The sequence below is a fragment of the Streptomyces sp. NPDC048297 genome (genome assembly GCF_043201585.1).
Classification (GTDB): domain Bacteria; phylum Actinomycetota; class Actinomycetes; order Streptomycetales; family Streptomycetaceae; genus Streptomyces.
The window spans coordinates 1-15,071 of sequence record NZ_JBICZA010000020.1 but is presented as its reverse complement, the minus strand read 5'-3'; the positions used below and the strand labels follow the sequence as shown (position 1 = coordinate 15,071).

The following is a 15,071-nucleotide window of genomic DNA, read 5'->3' as shown; positions in this document are numbered from 1 at the left end:
AGGGGCTCGGCTCGGCTCAGTTCGGCTCAGCTCTCCGGCTGCTCGATGATCTGCGCGATGTAGAGCGCCTCGCCGAGCTTGTCCACCAGTTCCAGCTGCGTGTCGAGGTAGTCGATGTGGTGCTCCTCGTCGGCGAGGATGTCCTCGAAGATGTTCGCGGACGTGATGTCGCCCTTCTCGCGCATCACCTTGACGCCCCGCTTGAGCCGGTCGATCGCCTCCACCTCGATCTGCCGGTCCGCCTCGAACATCTCCTTGACGGTCTGCCCCACCCGCACATGGAACAGCCGCTGGTAGTTGGGCAGCCCTTCCAGGAACAGGATGCGGTCGGTGAGCACCTCGGCGTGCTTCATCTCGTCGAACGACTCGTGCCGCGTGTACTTCGCGAGCTTCGTCCAGCCGAAGTTCTCCTGCATCTTCGCGTGCAGGAAGTACTGGTTGATCGCGGTCAGCTCGCCGGTGAGCTGCTCGTTGAGGAACTCGATGACCTCGGGGTCGCCCTGCATCGCAGCGGCTCCTTCCACACGGAGGGACGGGGGAGGGGTGCGGCGGCATGATTGCACCGGCGGGGAAGATCGTCCAGTAAGTGCGTACTTAGTGGGTACGTACGGCCTTGATGGCAGTTGTCCGCTTCGTGGGCCGGTGGTCAGGGCACTGCCCAAGTTCTGTCAGGATGGACACATGGGTCATCCGGTGGAGCGCGAGTCTGGGGCGGGAGCGGGATCCGAACTCCCGCCGGGTCAGCGACTTCAGCGCGGCTGGCCGGTCATGCACTACGGGCCGGTCCCGAAATTCCGGCCCGAGCGCTGGGAATTCAGGGTCTTCGGCGTCACCGCCGACGGTGACAAGCACACCTGGAACCACGAGGAGTTCACGGCTCTGCCGTACACCACCGTGGTGTCCGATCTGCACTGCGTCACGAAGTTCAGCATGCTCGGCGCGGAGTGGGGCGGGGTCCCGGCCCGGTCGATCCTGGACCTGGCCCCGCCGGCACCGGACGTCACCCATGTGATGGTGTGGGCCGAGTACGGATTCAGCTCGAATCTGCGCCTGTCGGACTTCGCCTCCGACCGCGCGATCTTCGCCACCCACAAGGACGGCGAACTCCTCACCGCCGAGCACGGCTTCCCGGTCCGTCTGGTCGTCCCGCACCTGTACGCCTGGAAGGGCCCCAAGTGGGTGCGCGGCGTGGAGTACATGACCGCCGACCGCCGCGGCTTCTGGGAGGAGCGCGGCTATCACAACATCGGCGACCCCTGGAAGGAACAGCGCTACTCCTACCAGGAAGAGCTCGGGGACGGCCCCGAGCTCTGATCCCTCCTGGCGTGCCGGTCGGTTGTTCCCGCCGGTGTACCGGCCGGCGTCCCTGCCGGTGTGCCGGTCAGTGGTGGTACTGGTGCACCACCGCGTGGCCCTTGCCGCGGCCGATGGTCCACTTGTTGACCGGGGTGGTCACCACGAAGGCGATCACGAGCGAGATGGCCAGCGAGACCCAGAACAGCGCGTCGGTCAGCGTGGCGTCCATCGCCGACGGCCAGACCAGGATCACGCCGTTGTCGATCAGTTCCATCACGGCGATCGACAGGGTGTCCGCGGCCAGCGCCACCTTGAAGGCCGTACGGAAGTCGACGCCCGCCTTCAGCACCCCGCGCAGGGTGAGCGAGTAGCCGAAGAAGAAGGCCAGCACGATCGCCAGGACCATCGTGGGCAGGTTCCCCCAGCCGAACGCCGTGCCGACGATCATGCCGAGCACTTCGCCGATGGCACAGCCGGTGAGGCAGTGCAGGGTCGCCTGGGCGGCCATGGACCAGCTGGCGGGCGCGTGGTGGCCGTGGTGCGCGTGGGCCTCGTGGTGCGCGTGCGCCTCGTGATGATGTGCGTGGGCCGTGTGCTCGGCGGCTTGTGCCTCGTGCTGCATGACTACCCCCATTGTCAGGTGACGGTTCCTGCACCGAGCAAGAACCGTATACCCCATAGGGGTATTCCCCAAGGGGTTATCCGTCACGCAGTTTCTTCAGCCGCTCCACGTCCGCCGCGTGCCCCTCCCTGCCGCCGGGGGTCTCGATGATCAGCGGGACGCCCGCCGTTGCCGGGTGGTTCATCAGGGCGCGGAAGGGGTCCTCGCCGATGTGACCGGCGCCGATGTTCTCGTGCCGGTCCTTGTGCGCGCCGACCACGTCCTTGGAGTCGTTGGCGTGGATCAGCCGCAGCCGGCCCTCGCCGACGGTGTCGACCAGCAGGTCGAGGGTCTGGTGCATGCCGCTCGGACCGGTCAGGTCGTGGCCCGCCGCGAAGATGTGGCAGGTGTCCAGGCAGACGCCCAGCTTTGGGTGGGCGTCCAGCGCCTCGAAGTACGGCCCGAAGTCCCAGGTGCGCGAGCACAGCGAGAAGCCCTGCCCGGCGGTCGACTCCAGCAGCAGGAACGGGTCGTCGTCGTGGGTCAGCTCGTCCAGCAGCGGCAGCATGCGCTCCCGCACCTGCCGCAGCGCCACCTCCCGGGCCCGCCCGCCGGTCGCGCTGCCGGTGTGCACGACGACGCCGAGCGCGCCGATCTCCCGCCCGCGCCGCAGCGAGTGCCGCAGCGACTCCACGGACCGGTCCACGGTCGCCTCGGTGTGCGAACCGAAGTTGATCAGATACGGCGCGTGCACGTACGCCGGGACCGACTCCGCGGCACAGGCCTCGCGGAACGCCTCGTCCTGCCGGGGGTTGCCGGCCGGGGTGGCCCAGCCGCGCGGATTGGCGACGAAGACCTGCACGGTCTCCGCCTTCAGCTCACGGGCGTACGACAGCCCGACCGTGTGCAGCCCGCCGGCCACGGGCACATGCCCGCCGACCGGATTGCGCGCGGCACCGGACAGGCCGGCGGAGGAGGCAGGGGCGGCGGAAGAGGCGAAAAGGGCGGCGGAGGCGGGGGAGGGGGACTGCTTGCTTCTCACCCGTTCAGGGTGTCACGCCGCCTTCCGCCCCCCGACCACGGTCCCGGTGCCCCGGGACACCGCACGGTGACCGCGATGGTGATCGTGATCGTCACCGGATGGTGATCGTGATCGTCGACCCCTTGGGTGCCGTGTCGCCGCCCTCCACCGACTGCTTCTGCACGGTGTCGCCGAACAGCCCGAGCAGCCCGCGGTCCTTCTCGACCCGGAAGCCCGCGTCCTCCAGCTGCTTCGTCGCGTCGTCCACGTTCGACCCGACCACGTCCGGGACCTCGACCATCACCGGGCCCTTGGACAGCGTCAGCGTCACCGTGTCGCCCTCGGCCGCCTGCTTGCCCTCGGCCGGGTTCTGCAGGGCGACCGTGCCCTTGTCGAACTCGGAGTTGACCTGCGCGGTGGCGATCTTCACCTTCAGCCCGGCGTCCTCCAGGTCCTGCCGGGCGCTGTCCGGGTCCTCGCCGGTGACGTCCGGCACGTCGACGGGGCTGCCCTTGCTGACGACGAGCGCGATCGCCGCGCCGGCGTGCTGCTCGGTGCCCGCCTGCGGGCTCGTGCCGATCACGGCACCCCGCGCCACGTCCTCGCTGAACGCGCGGGTGACCATGCCCGGCTCCAGACCGTCCGCCTTCAGCCGGGCCCTGGCCTTGGCCAGCGACTGGCCCGCCACGCTCGGCACGTTCACCGTCTCGGGGCCGAGCGAGACGGTCAGGGCCACGGAGTCGTTGTCCCGGATCCGGGCGCCGGACGCGGGGTCGGAGCTGATGACCGTGCCGCGCTCGACGGTGTCGCTGTAGGCGCGCTTGACCTGCCCGACGTCCAGACCCGCCGCGTGGAGCCGGTCCCTGGCCTGCGCCTCGGTCCGGGACAGCACCGGCGGGACCTTCGTGAACTGGCCGGAGTTGATGTACCAGACCCCGGTGCCCACACCGAACACCAGCAGCACGGCCGCGACGAGCGTCAGCATCCCGCGCCGGGGCCGCTGACGGGTGTGCCGCTCGGAGACGGGAGAGGACTGCAGCCGGGTGGTGTGCCGCACGCCGCCGGCCGGCAGCTCCTCCTCGTCCTCGTTGACGGGCAGCGGCCGGGGCACGGTCAGCGAGCGCGGGATCACGCTCGTACGGTCCTCGGCGATGTCGTGCGCCGCGGACAGCGCCTGCGGCGGCAGCGCGTCCAGCTGCGCGGCGGTGAGCGCCGCCCGCGCCCGCAGCGCGTCGCCGAGCAGCGCCGCCGCGTCCTGCGGCCGGACGTCAGGGGTACGCGCGGTGGCCGAGGCGACCAGCTCGTCCAGCTCGTACGCCAGCCCCGGCACCAGCGCCGAGGGCGGCGGCACGTCCTCGTGTATGTGCTTGTAGAGCACCTGCGCGGGGGTCTGCCCGGAGTGCGGCTTGCCGCCGGTCAGCATCTCGTAGAGCACCACACCGCACGCGTACACGTCGACGCGCGGGTCGGCGGTGCCCCGCTCGATCTGCTCCGGCGCGAGGTAGGAGACCGTCCCGAGCACCGTGCCCGTCGTGCTGGTCTGGGTGTCCACGGACCGGACCAGACCGAAGTCGGCGACCTTGACCCGGCCGTCGTCCCCTATCAGCACGTTCTCGGGCTTCATGTCCCGGTGCACGAACCCGGCCCGGTGCGCGGCGCCGAGCGCGGCCAGCACCGGCTCCAGGATGTCCAGGGCGGCCCGCGGCTGCAGCGCGCCCCGCTCGCGCAGCACGTCCCGCAGGGTGCACCCGGCGACGTACTCCATCGCCAGGTACACGTACGACCCGCAGGTGCCCTGGTCGAAGACCTGCACCACGTTGGGGTGGGCGAGCCGGGCGACCGACTTGGCCTCCCGGATGAACCGCTCCACGAAGGACCCGTCGGCCGCCAGCGCCGGGTGCATCACCTTGAGCGCGAGCACCCGGTCCAGGCGGGTGTCCAGGGCCCGGTAGACCGTGGCCATCCCGCCGACGGCGATCCGCGCGTCGACGCGATAACGGCCGTCGAGCACCTGCCCGACGAGAGGGTCCTGAAGGGTCGTATCCACGCAGGTGAGTCTACGAGGACCGACCGACAGACCGCCCCGCTGCGCCGTTCGGGCGACGGATTGCAGCGGAGCTGTGACTGTGGTGCGACGAGAGCCGTGAGGTTCCGCGACGGCGCGGCGCGTCCTAGAACGCGGGCCGCTCGGGGTCCAGGCGGGCGAGGCCCTCCGTGGGGGAGGAGGCCTCCGCGAAGTGCCGGCGCGGGATCCGCCCGGCCCGCCGGGCCAGCCGTCCCGCCTCCACCGCGTGCCGCATGCCGGCCGCCATCAGCTCCGGCTCCTGCGCCCGGGTCACCGCGGAGGCGAGCATCACACCCGCACAGCCCAGCTCCATCGCCAGCGCCACGTCGGACGCCGTGCCCGCGCCCGCGTCCAGGATCACCGGCACGCGCGCGTGCTCCACGATCAACTGGAAGTTGTGCGGGTTGCGGATGCCGAGCCCGGACCCGATCGGCGAGCCCAGCGGCATCACCGCCGCACAGCCCACGTCCTGGAGCTTTCGCGCGAGCACCGGGTCGTCGTTGGTGTACGGCAGCACCGTGAAACCGTCGTCGACCAGCGTCTCCGCCGCGTCCAGCAGCTCCACCGGGTCCGGCAGCAGCGTCCGCTCGTCGGCGATGACCTCCAGCTTGACCAGGTCCGTGCCGAGCGCCTCGCGGGCCAGCCGGGCGGTCAGCACGGCCTCACCCGCGGTGAAACAGCCCGCCGTGTTCGGCAGCACCCTGATGCCCAGCTTCTCGAGCACCGACAGCACGGAGCCGTGCACCCCGGGATCGACCCGGCGCATCGCCACCGTGGTCAGCTCGGTGCCGGAGGCGATCAGCGCGCGTTCCAGCACGTCCAGGCTCGGTGCGCCGCCCGTGCCCATGATCAGCCGGGAGCCGAGGGGCACACCGCCGAGGACGAAGGGATCGTCGGCCATGGGTCAGCCTCCTTGGACTGCGGTGAGGACTTCGACACGGTCGCCCTCGGCGAGGGCCGTGGCCGACCACTGCCCGCGCGGGACGACGGTCTCGTTGACGGCGGCGGCCACCCCGGAGGACGCCGCGGTGAGGGTCCGCACGAGGGAGTCCAGCGCCGTGCCAGGGGCGATCTCGCGGCGCTCCCCGTTGACGGAGATGGTGACGCAGACGTTCATGCGGGCTGCTCCAGGAGTGCGGCGCCGAAGCGCTTCGGCGTGAACGGGCTTGCCTCCGGCGGCAGTTCACCGCTGACCAGGACGTGCGCCATGACGTCCCCGGTGACCGGGGTCAGCAGCACACCGTTGCGGAAGTGCCCGGTGGCCAGGACCAGCCCGTCCAGGCCGGACGGGCCGAGCAGCGGCGCGTTGTCCGGGGAACCGGGGCGCAGCCCGGCCCGGGTCTCGGTGAGGGGCAGCTCGGTGATGCCGGGCACCAGCTCGTGGGCGTCGCGCAGCAGCTCGTACACCCCGCCCGCCGTCACCGTCGTGTCCCAGCCCAGCTCCTCGCTGGTCGCGCCGACGACCAGCTCGCCGTTCTCCCGGGGCACCAGGTAGACCTGGCTGCCGCGCACCACGGCCCGCACGGTACGGCTCAGGAACGGCGCGTACCGGCGCGGCACGGCCAGCCGCAGCACCTGCCCCTTCACCGGCCGCACCGCGGGCACCACATGGCCGGGCACGCCCGCGAGGCGCCCGCTCAGGCTCCCGCCCGCGAGCACCACCTGCCCCGCGGTGAGCGCGGTGCCGTCCGTCGTGGTGACGCCGGTGGCCCGGTCCCGGACGACGTCGAGCCGCCCGGCCCACGACCGGTGGAAGACCACCCCGGCCCGCTCGCACGCGGTCACCAGGGCCGCGGCCAGCCGCCGCGGGTCGATCTGGTGGTCCCCGTCGACGCGCAGCCCGCCGCGCACACAGGGCGCGAGCATCGGCTCCAGGCGCCGGCACTCCCGCCCGGACAGCCACTGCGAGTCAAGACCGGAGCGCTGCTGGAGGGCGTGCAGCTCGCGCAGGTGGGAGCGGTCGTCGGCGTCGAGCGCGACGGCCAGGGTGCCGCAGCGCCGGTAGCCGAGGTCGTGGCCGGTCGCCTCGGTCAGCTCGGCCGCGAAGTCCGGGTAGCGGCGCGCGGACTCCAGGTTCAGGGCGAGCAACGTCTCCTCGCCGTAGTGCAGTTCGGTGACCGCGGCCAGCATCCCCGCCGCGACCTGCGCGGCACCGCCGCCGGGCTCGGGGTCCACCACGGCGGTGGCGAGCCCGCGCTGCGCGGCGCGCCAGGCCGTGACCAGGCCGATGATCCCGCCCCCGATGACGAGGACGTCGAACGTGTCGGATGAATCTGACGTATCGGATGTGCCGAACGTGTCTGACGTGTCGGATGTGTCGGACGTACGTGACGACATGGGCGTCCAGCCCCTCCCTTCGCCGGCATGACCCGGATCAGGTTCGTACGGTCGGAGGCCGCCCAGCCTCCCTCTCAGCCCGGTGCGTCCGGGCTCCCGCGAGTGCTTGTACGGTGGCCAGCCTAGCCCGCGGTGCGCCGCTCTTGTAAGGGAGCCCCTGTCCATGGCCCGATCGCTCGACGGACTGACCCTCGCCCCCGTGGCGGACCAAGCCCCAGGTCAGGTCGGTACTCGCACCCGTTTCGCCTACCACGAGAAGGACGGTGAGATCTGGGCCGAGTACGCGGGCGGCGACGTCGTGCGCGGTCATCTGGTCGGTACCCGCGAGGGTGACCGGCTGGACTTCCGCTACGTGCAGCTGCGGCACGACGGCACCACCTCCAGCGGGCACTGCGTGTCGACCGTCGTGGAGCTCGCGGACGGCCGGGTGCGCCTGGAGGAGAGCTGGCGGTGGGAGTCGCGGCCGGGCGCCGGGACGAGTGTTGTGGAACAGGTCACCCAGCACGCCCGATGACTGACGATTTGTCAGTTGTCTATGGTGAGCGCGTGAGCGAGCAGACAGCGCAAGAAGGCACCTCGCGCGGCGGCGCGGGGCAGGAGCGGCGCGTGGTCGTCGTCGGTGCGGGCATGGCCGGGGTGCAGACCGCCGTGGCCCTGCGGGAACAGGGCTTCACGGGCACCGTGACCCTCATCGGCGCCGAACCCCATCAGCCCTACGACCGGCCGCCGTTGTCCAAGGCCGTGCTGCTCGGCACGTCCGAGGGCTCCGCGTTCGACGTCGACTTCGACTCGCTCGACATCGAACTGCGGCTCGGCTGCGAGGCGCTGGGCGTGCGCCCCGCCGACCATGAACTGGACACCGAGTCCGGGCCCGTCCCGTACGACGTCCTGGTCCTCGCCACCGGCGCGGAACCCGTCCGGCTGCCCGGCACCGAGGGCGTGCCCGGCGTGCACCTGCTGCGCACCCTGGACGACGCCGAGCGGCTGCGGCCCGTGCTCGCCCGGCAGCACGACATCGTGGTCGTCGGCGCCGGCTGGATCGGCGCTGAGTTCGCCACCGCCGCGCGGGAGGCGGGCTGCGCGGTGACCGTCGTCGAGGCAGCCGACCGGCCGCTGGCCGGCGCGCTGCCCGCGGAGGTCGCCGCGCCGATGACCGCCTGGTACGCCGACAGCGGCACCGACCTGCGCACCCACGCGCGCGTGGAGCGCGTCGAGCCCGGCGGGGTCGTGCTCGACGACGGCTCGCGGCTGCCCGCGGACGCCGTCGTGGTCGGCATCGGTGCCCGCCCCGCCACCGGCTGGCTGGCCGGGTCCGGCATCGAGCTGGGCGCGCACGGCGAGGTCGTCGCCGACGACCACCTGCGCACCTCCGCCGGGGACGTGTACGCCGTCGGCGACTGCGCGTCCTTCCCCTCGGCCCGCTACGGCACCCGGCTGCTGGTCCACCACTGGGACAACGCCCTCCAGGGCCCGCGCACGGTCGCCGCGAACATCCTGGGCGAGCACGCCGCGGTCTACGACCCGGTGCCGTACTTCTGGTCCGAGCAGTTCGGCCGCTTCGTCCAGTACGCGGGCCACCACGCCGCCGCCGACCGCATGATCTGGCGCGGCGACCCGACGGGCCCCGCCTGGTCGGTGTGCTGGCTCCGCGACAACCGCCTGGTCGCCCTGCTGGCCGTCGGCCGCCCCCGCGACCTGGCCCAAGGCCGCCGCCTGATCGAATCCGCCCACCCCCTGAACCCCCAATCCCTCTCCAACCCCACCCTCCCCCTGAAATCCGCCGTCACCACCACCTGACCAACAACCCACCCCGCAGAAACGCCCCAAAGGGGCGCGGGGAACTGCGCGCCCGGCCACGACGGCGCCGCGGCCGAGGGGCGAGCCCAGGGGTGCAGGGGTGACTGCACGAGCCGAGCCGTGACAGCGCCGTGGCCAACCGACGAGGTCAGGGGCGCGGGGAACTGCGCGCCCAGCCACGACGGACCCGCACCCACCCCCCCGACACTTCCCCGCACTCTCATCGCGCCCACCCCAGCAGAGCGCCTACCCTAGGAGCCGTGACCGAGATTGACGCAAAGATCGATGCTCTCGTCCCCGCCTGGCTCACCCTCCCCGACATCGCCGAGAAGCTCGATGTCGAGGTGACGCGCGTGCGGCAGCTGGTCAAGGAGGGCCAGCTCATCGCCGTACGCCGAGGTGAGAACCGGGCGCTGCACGTCCCCGCCGCCTTCATCGACGGGGACAAGGTGGTCAAGGGCCTGTCCGGGACCCTGACCCTCCTGCGGGACGACGGTTTTACGGACGAAGAGATGATCGAGTGGCTCTTCACCCCCGACCCGACCCTGCCCGGCACCCCCGCGCAGGCCCTGAGCGAGAATCGCGGCACGGAGGTGAAGCGCCGCGCCCAGGCGCTCGCCGTCTGAACCAACCGCACCCGGGGTGGCGTACCGGCCCCGCCCGTACGCCACCCACCCGTACGCGACCCACCCGTACGCGACCCGTACGCCACCCACTCGCACACCCAGGGACACCGACCAGGGGGGACCCACGCATGTCCGACACCGCCCGCACCAGGTTCGCCGACGCCCGGCTCTACCTCTGCACGGACGCCCGCCGCCGGCAGGGCGACCTCGCCGAGTTCCTGGACGCGGCCCTGGCCGGCGGTGTCGACATCGTGCAGCTCCGTGACAAGGGCATGGAGGCCGCCGAGGAACTGGAGCACCTCCAGGTCTTCGCGGACGCCTGCGCCCGGCACGGCAAGCTGCTCGCGGTCAACGACCGGGCCGACGTCGCCCACGCGGCCCGCGCCGACGTGCTGCACCTGGGCCAGGGCGACCTCCCGGTGCCCGCGGCCCGCGCGATCCTCGGCCCCGACGTCCTGATCGGCCGCTCCACGCACGCCGAGTCCGAGGCCGCCGCGGCGGCCGTCCAGGACGGCGTGGACTACTTCTGCACCGGCCCCTGCTGGCCGACCCCGACCAAGCCGGGCCGCCACGCCCCGGGCCTCGACCTGGTCCGCCACACCGCCGCGCTGGGCACCGAGCGCCCCTGGTTCGCCATCGGCGGCATCGACCTGGGCAACCTCGACGAGGTGCTGGACGCGGGCGCCCGCCGGGTGGTCGTGGTCCGCGCGATCACCGAGGCGGACGACCCGGGAGCCGCGGCGGCGGAGTTCACCAAGCGACTGCGACAGGACGGGCAGGACGGGCGGAACTGAAGGCCGCCGGGGCTGCCCAGGGCCTCGGCACCACCCACCATGTCCACGTTTTTGTCCAAGGAGTGGACAGTAAACCGGCAATTCGGTCAAATCGCCGATGCCCGGTTGGGAGACCGCCCACCCCTGGCTAACCTGCGGGTATGGCCCTAGGAACCGCATCCACCCGGACCGATCGCGCACGCACCGTGCGTGACATCCTCGCCACCGGCAAGAAGACGTACTCGTTCGAGTTCTACGCGCCGAAGACGTCCCAGGGCGAGCGGAACCTGTGGAACGCGCTGCGCCGCGTCGAGGCCGTGGCCCCCGACTTCGTGTCCGTCACCTACGGCGCCGGCGGTTCCACGCGTGCCACCACGGTCAAGGAGACCCAGCAGATCGTCGTCGACACGACGCTCACTCCGGTCGCCCACCTGACCGCCGTCGACCACTCCATCGCCGAACTGCGGAACATCATCGGCCAGTATGCGGACGCCGGTATCCGCAACATGCTCGCCGTGCGCGGCGACCCGCCCGGCGACCCGATGGGCGACTGGGTCCCGCACCCCCGCGGTCTCACCTACGCGGCCGAACTGGTCCGCCTCATCAAGGAGTCGGGCGACTTCTGCGTCGGCGTCGCCGCCTTCCCGGAGATGCACCCGCGCTCCGCGGACTGGGACACCGACGTCGCCCACTTCGTGGACAAGTGCCGCGCGGGCGCCGACTACGCCATCACGCAGATGTTCTTCCAGCCGGAGTCGTACCTGAGGCTGCGCGACCGGGTGGAGGCGGCGGGCTGCTCGACCCCGGTCATTCCCGAGGTACTGCCTGTCACCAGCGTGAAAATGCTGGAAAGACTGCCCAAACTCAGCAATGCGGTATTCCCGGCCGCCCTGAAAGAGCGGATCCTCACAGCCAAGCACGACCCGGCGGCGGTACGCTCCATCGGTATCGAGTTCGCCACGGAGTTCTGTGCGCGGTTGCTGTCCGAGGGAGTGCCCGGACTGCACTTCATCACGCTCAACAACTCCACGGCGACCCTGGAAATCTACGAGAACCTGGGCCTGCACCACCCTCCGCAGGCCTAGACCGGCCGCACCGCGATACGACACACTGCGTAGCGGTCACTGGGAGAGGGGCGTACATGGGCTGGGCGGTCCTCTACATCGCGTTCGGCATCGTCGCACTGTGGTTGCTGGGCGAGGTGCTGCTGCAGTACAAGGCGCGGCTGCGCTGGCGGCTGCTGGCGTTCGGCGGTTTCCTGGGCGTCGTGGTCGGCGTGCTGATTCCATCCGTGATCGTCATCGGCGTGGGCGCGATCGCGTTCGCGATCGGCCAGACCTACGTCACGCTGTCCTTCCGCCGCGGCTTCGCGGCGGGCTGGGCGGTCAAGCGTCCCGACGACGACACCGGCGAGCCCCCCAGGCGCCGCCGCGGCAAGGCCGACCGCCACGACCCGGACCTCGACGGCCCGGACCCGGAGGGCGACGAGTCCGGCCCCGACGGCGACCACGACGGATCGTCCTACGACGGCGGCTACGGCCACGGGGCGTACGACCGCGACGGCTACGGCCGTGACGGTTACGACCGCGACGACGTGTTCACACCGGCCCAGGGCCCGGAGCCCGCCCGCAGCAGCACGGTCTACGAACCCCAGCCCATGCCCGACGACACCGGCTCCTACGGCGTCTACGGCGACCATCCGGCCCCCACCGGCGCCGCACAGCCTCAAGGCGCCGGCCAGGCCTACGCCTACGACTACTCGGGCTACGATCAGCAGGGCTACGGCTACGACACCGGCGCCCAGCAGAGCTACGCCAACTACTCCGACCCGTACATCGGCGCCCAGTCCTACGGCGACACCTCGTACGACAACGGCTACGGCGGCCAGCAGCAGTACGGCCAGCAGCAGGGCCAACAGAGCCAACAAGGCCAACAGGGTCAACAGGGCTACGGGCAGGACGCGTACGGCACCGGCGGCTACGGCGAGACCCCGGCCGGCGGGGTCTGGGTCCCGCAGCAGCGCACCGACGAGAACTACGGCGGCGAACTCCCGCAGGAGCAGCCGTACCCGCACCAGGGCCACACGCCGCAGCAGCCCGGCGCCGGCTACGACGAGCACTACCGCTACTGAGCCCGCCCCCGCCCGCTCACTGAGAGCCGCGGAACTCCGGCCCCTCCACGATCAGTCCGGCCACCAGCGCGCCCGACATACCGGCGTGGGGGAGGCCGCCGCCCGGGTGGGACCAGCCGCCCACCCGGTACAGACCGGGCAACCGCGTGGTGTTCGCCGGGTGCAGGAAACGGCCCCGGCCGGCGGCGAGCGAGGGGGCCGGCACCGTGCCGAGGAAGGCGTCCGTCTCGTTCTCGGCGTCGTCCGGTGTGCGCGTCTCCTGCCACAGGACGCGGTCCCGCAGGCCCGGTATCGCCTCCTGGGCGGCGTCGAGGAGATGGTCCGTGTACTGCCGGAGCACGGCCTCGTCCTCCCAGTCGACGGTGCTCGGCACCATCGCGGACACCACCACGGACTCGTGCCCGCCCTCCGGTGCGAGCGCGGGGTCGTCCGGGCGCAGCACGGTCACCGTGGGCGCCGGCGGCCGGCCCTCGTCCGCCGAGGCCAGGAAGTCCAGCTCGGAATCGGGGTCCGGCGCGTGCACGACCGTGCGATGCGCGGCACCGGCCTCGCGCCCCCCGCGCAGGGCCAGCAGCAGGGCCAACCGCCCCGGACCGGTCGGGTACGGATCGGCCTGGACATCCCCATTCTTGTCCAGCTGACGCCCCGTCAACAGTTTCAACTGCGCCGGGTGCACGTCCGCCACGACATGGTCGGCCTCGGCCACCGTGCCGTCCCGCAACTCCACGCCCGTGGCCCGCCCGTCCTTGTCCAGGACACGCCCGACCTCCGCGTCGAAGACGAACTCGACCCGCCGCTTCAGACACCGCTCGTACACCGCGCGCGCCAGCTCCCGCATGCCGCCACGCACGTACCAGGCGCCGAAGGCGTGCTCCATGTACGGCAGCACGGCCGCGCTCGCCGGAGCGGTCCGGGGATCGAGGCCGTGGGCGAGGGCGTAGCTGTGCAGCAGGGCCGTCAGCCGCTCGTCGCGCAGCTCCCACTCGCCGACCTCGGCCAGCGTGCGCGCGCGTCGCGTGCGCAGCAGCCGCTTGTGCGGGACGGCCGGATACGGCTCCTGCTCCGCCAGCACCTGCCAGTTCGGCCACAGGGGCTCCTCCAGCAGCGGCCGGCGGGTGCGGTCCCAGGCCTCGCGGGCCCGCACCAGGAAGTCGCCCCAGCGCCCGCCCGCCCCCGCGCCCAGGGCCTCGTCCAGCGCCGTGACGACACCCGCGCGCGAGGCGTTCGGCAGGGACACCGCGGTGCCGTCCGCGAAGACGTGCCGCGAGGCCGGGTCGACCTGGACCAGTTCGACCGTGTCCTCCAGGGACTCCTTGCCCGTCTTGATGAACAGGTCGCGGTAGACGGCGGGCAGGTGCAGCAGCCCGGGGCCCGTGTCGAAGGCGAACCCGTCCCGCTCGAAGCGGCGCACCGCACCGCCGTACGTCGCCGTACGCTCGTACACCACCACCCGGTGGCCCGCGACGGCCAGCCGGGCAGCAGCCGCCATCGCGCCCATCCCGGCGCCGATCACCGCAATCCGTGCCATGCCTGCGACTTTAGCGACCGGCACTGACAATCCCGTCGGCGGCCGGTCGGCCCGGCGCTCCGGGCGCCCGCTCAGCCCGGTGGTCCGGGCATCCGTGAGGCCAGCCGCCGTTCCTCCCGGCGCTGCGCCCGGCGCCGCAGGAACCGCCGGATGCGCGAGACGAGGAACACCAGCACCACCAGCCCGGATACCAGCAGCACACCCGCGACGACGGCCGCCGCCACCGGATGGAACATCGAGAACGAGACGACGGCGCCCACCCCGAGATCCTCGGCGAGACTCAGGACGACGTTGCTGAACGGCTCCGGCGAACTGTTGACCGCCATGCGCGTCCCGGCCTTGACGGTGTGGCTGGCCAGCGCCGTCGAACCGCCGATCAGGCCGGCCGCCACGTCCGACATCGATCCGCTGTGCCCGGCGAGCAGCGCCCCGACCCAGGCTCCCGCGAGCGGCCGGACCACCGTGTGCACGGAGTCCCACAGCGAGTCGACGTACGGGATCTTGTCGGCGACCGCCTCGCACAGGAAGAGCACGCCGGCCGTGATCAGCACCTCGGGGCGCTGCAGCGTCTGCGGGATGTCGTCGCTGACCCCCGTCACGCCGAAGAGGCCGAGCAGCAGCACCACCGCGTAGGCGTTGATGCCGCTGGCCCAGCCGCTCGTGAAGACCAGGGGGAGTACGGACACGGAGGCGATCGTAGCCAGCCGGGGCGTCCGCGTCCTGGGCACGCGCGCGGACGACTGAGTACGTGTACCTAGACGAGTCATTCCGAATGCTGACGGTGCGTCTGGGAACGAAGGTAGGGCGTCCAAGATCGATCTGTGACGAATGACCTGGACGCCCTGCTGACCGCACTGTACGTGAAGATCGACGACGAGATCGGAGATTCCCGATGG

16 protein-coding genes and 1 riboswitch are annotated in these 15,071 nt (G+C 71.9%); of the genes, 7 read left to right on the top strand and 9 right to left on the bottom strand.

Going from position 1 to position 15,071, the window contains the following annotated elements:
- Nucleotides 1-26: 26 nt before the first annotated feature.
- Entirely contained in the window at nucleotides 27-506 is a 480-nt protein-coding gene (gene bfr / locus ACGFYV_RS22320) for a bacterioferritin (RefSeq protein WP_393880169.1), read from the bottom strand.
- 175 nt (nucleotides 507-681) lie between these two features.
- On the opposite strand from bfr, the gene ACGFYV_RS22315 reads away from it, so the two are divergent.
- Nucleotides 682-1,314, top strand: a complete 633-nt coding sequence (locus tag ACGFYV_RS22315; RefSeq protein ID WP_393880168.1) for a sulfite oxidase-like oxidoreductase — start codon at nucleotides 682-684, stop codon at nucleotides 1,312-1,314.
- A 67-nt stretch (nucleotides 1,315-1,381) separates the two neighbouring features.
- Here ACGFYV_RS22315 and ACGFYV_RS22310 read toward each other — a convergent pair whose 3' ends face one another.
- From ACGFYV_RS22310 to thiO, 6 genes are all read right to left on the bottom strand, one after another.
- The gene (locus ACGFYV_RS22310) at nucleotides 1,382-1,918 is read right to left on the bottom strand and encodes a DUF4396 domain-containing protein (RefSeq protein WP_393880167.1); all 537 of its coding nucleotides are present in this window, start codon (nucleotides 1,916-1,918) and stop codon (nucleotides 1,382-1,384) included.
- Between the two features lie 76 nt (nucleotides 1,919-1,994).
- Nucleotides 1,995-2,861, bottom strand: coding sequence for a deoxyribonuclease IV (locus ACGFYV_RS22305; RefSeq protein ID WP_393880291.1), 867 nt, complete (start codon nucleotides 2,859-2,861; stop codon nucleotides 1,995-1,997).
- A 169-nt stretch (nucleotides 2,862-3,030) separates the two neighbouring features.
- Nucleotides 3,031-4,965, bottom strand: coding sequence for a Stk1 family PASTA domain-containing Ser/Thr kinase (gene pknB, locus ACGFYV_RS22300; RefSeq protein WP_393880166.1), 1,935 nt, complete (start codon nucleotides 4,963-4,965; stop codon nucleotides 3,031-3,033).
- Nucleotides 4,966-5,089: 124 nt separating this feature from the next.
- Complete coding sequence (locus tag ACGFYV_RS22295; protein ID WP_393880165.1) at nucleotides 5,090-5,884, bottom strand: thiazole synthase; 795 nt, start codon at nucleotides 5,882-5,884, stop codon at nucleotides 5,090-5,092.
- Between the two features lie 3 nt (nucleotides 5,885-5,887).
- Entirely contained in the window at nucleotides 5,888-6,100 is a 213-nt protein-coding gene (gene thiS / locus ACGFYV_RS22290; protein ID WP_393880164.1) for a sulfur carrier protein ThiS, read from the bottom strand.
- Nucleotides 6,097-7,320 (bottom strand): glycine oxidase ThiO, encoded by a 1,224-nt coding sequence (gene thiO / locus ACGFYV_RS22285; protein WP_393880163.1) that lies wholly within the window; start codon nucleotides 7,318-7,320, stop codon nucleotides 6,097-6,099. Before thiO ends, thiS begins: the two co-directional genes overlap by 4 nt.
- Nucleotides 7,318-7,430: riboswitch (TPP riboswitch) on the bottom strand. Its footprint overlaps the gene before it by 3 nt.
- A gap of 53 nt (nucleotides 7,431-7,483) precedes the next feature.
- On the opposite strand from thiO, the gene ACGFYV_RS22280 reads away from it, so the two are divergent.
- The 6 genes from ACGFYV_RS22280 to ACGFYV_RS22255 all read left to right on the top strand — a co-directional run bounded on the left by ACGFYV_RS22280 (nucleotide 7,484) and on the right by ACGFYV_RS22255 (nucleotide 12,647).
- On the top strand, nucleotides 7,484-7,834 hold the full coding sequence (locus ACGFYV_RS22280; RefSeq protein WP_393880162.1) for a hypothetical protein: 351 nt from the start codon (nucleotides 7,484-7,486) through the stop codon (nucleotides 7,832-7,834).
- A gap of 32 nt (nucleotides 7,835-7,866) precedes the next feature.
- Nucleotides 7,867-9,117, top strand: coding sequence for an NAD(P)/FAD-dependent oxidoreductase (locus ACGFYV_RS22275; RefSeq protein WP_393880161.1), 1,251 nt, complete (start codon nucleotides 7,867-7,869; stop codon nucleotides 9,115-9,117).
- Nucleotides 9,118-9,377: 260 nt separating this feature from the next.
- Nucleotides 9,378-9,743, top strand: coding sequence for an Rv2175c family DNA-binding protein (locus tag ACGFYV_RS22270; RefSeq protein ID WP_393880160.1), 366 nt, complete (start codon nucleotides 9,378-9,380; stop codon nucleotides 9,741-9,743).
- A 128-nt stretch (nucleotides 9,744-9,871) separates the two neighbouring features.
- Nucleotides 9,872-10,537, top strand: coding sequence for a thiamine phosphate synthase (gene thiE, locus ACGFYV_RS22265; protein ID WP_393880159.1), 666 nt, complete (start codon nucleotides 9,872-9,874; stop codon nucleotides 10,535-10,537).
- 140 nt (nucleotides 10,538-10,677) lie between these two features.
- Complete coding sequence (metF, locus tag ACGFYV_RS22260; RefSeq protein WP_393880158.1) at nucleotides 10,678-11,601, top strand: methylenetetrahydrofolate reductase [NAD(P)H]; 924 nt, start codon at nucleotides 10,678-10,680, stop codon at nucleotides 11,599-11,601.
- Between the two features lie 56 nt (nucleotides 11,602-11,657).
- Nucleotides 11,658-12,647 carry a hypothetical protein gene (locus ACGFYV_RS22255; RefSeq protein WP_393880157.1) on the top strand — a complete coding sequence of 330 codons (990 nt, stop codon included), beginning with the start codon at nucleotides 11,658-11,660 and terminating at the stop codon, nucleotides 12,645-12,647.
- Between the two features lie 16 nt (nucleotides 12,648-12,663).
- On the opposite strand, the gene ACGFYV_RS22250 is transcribed toward ACGFYV_RS22255, so the two are convergent.
- Both ACGFYV_RS22250 and ACGFYV_RS22245 read right to left on the bottom strand, forming a co-directional pair.
- The gene (locus ACGFYV_RS22250; RefSeq protein WP_393880156.1) at nucleotides 12,664-14,175 is read right to left on the bottom strand and encodes a phytoene desaturase family protein; all 1,512 of its coding nucleotides are present in this window, start codon (nucleotides 14,173-14,175) and stop codon (nucleotides 12,664-12,666) included.
- 71 nt (nucleotides 14,176-14,246) lie between these two features.
- A complete protein-coding gene (locus tag ACGFYV_RS22245; RefSeq protein WP_393880155.1) occupies nucleotides 14,247-14,861 on the bottom strand; it encodes a DUF4126 domain-containing protein in 615 nt (204 codons plus the stop codon).
- Nucleotides 14,862-15,071: the final 210 nt, after the last annotated feature.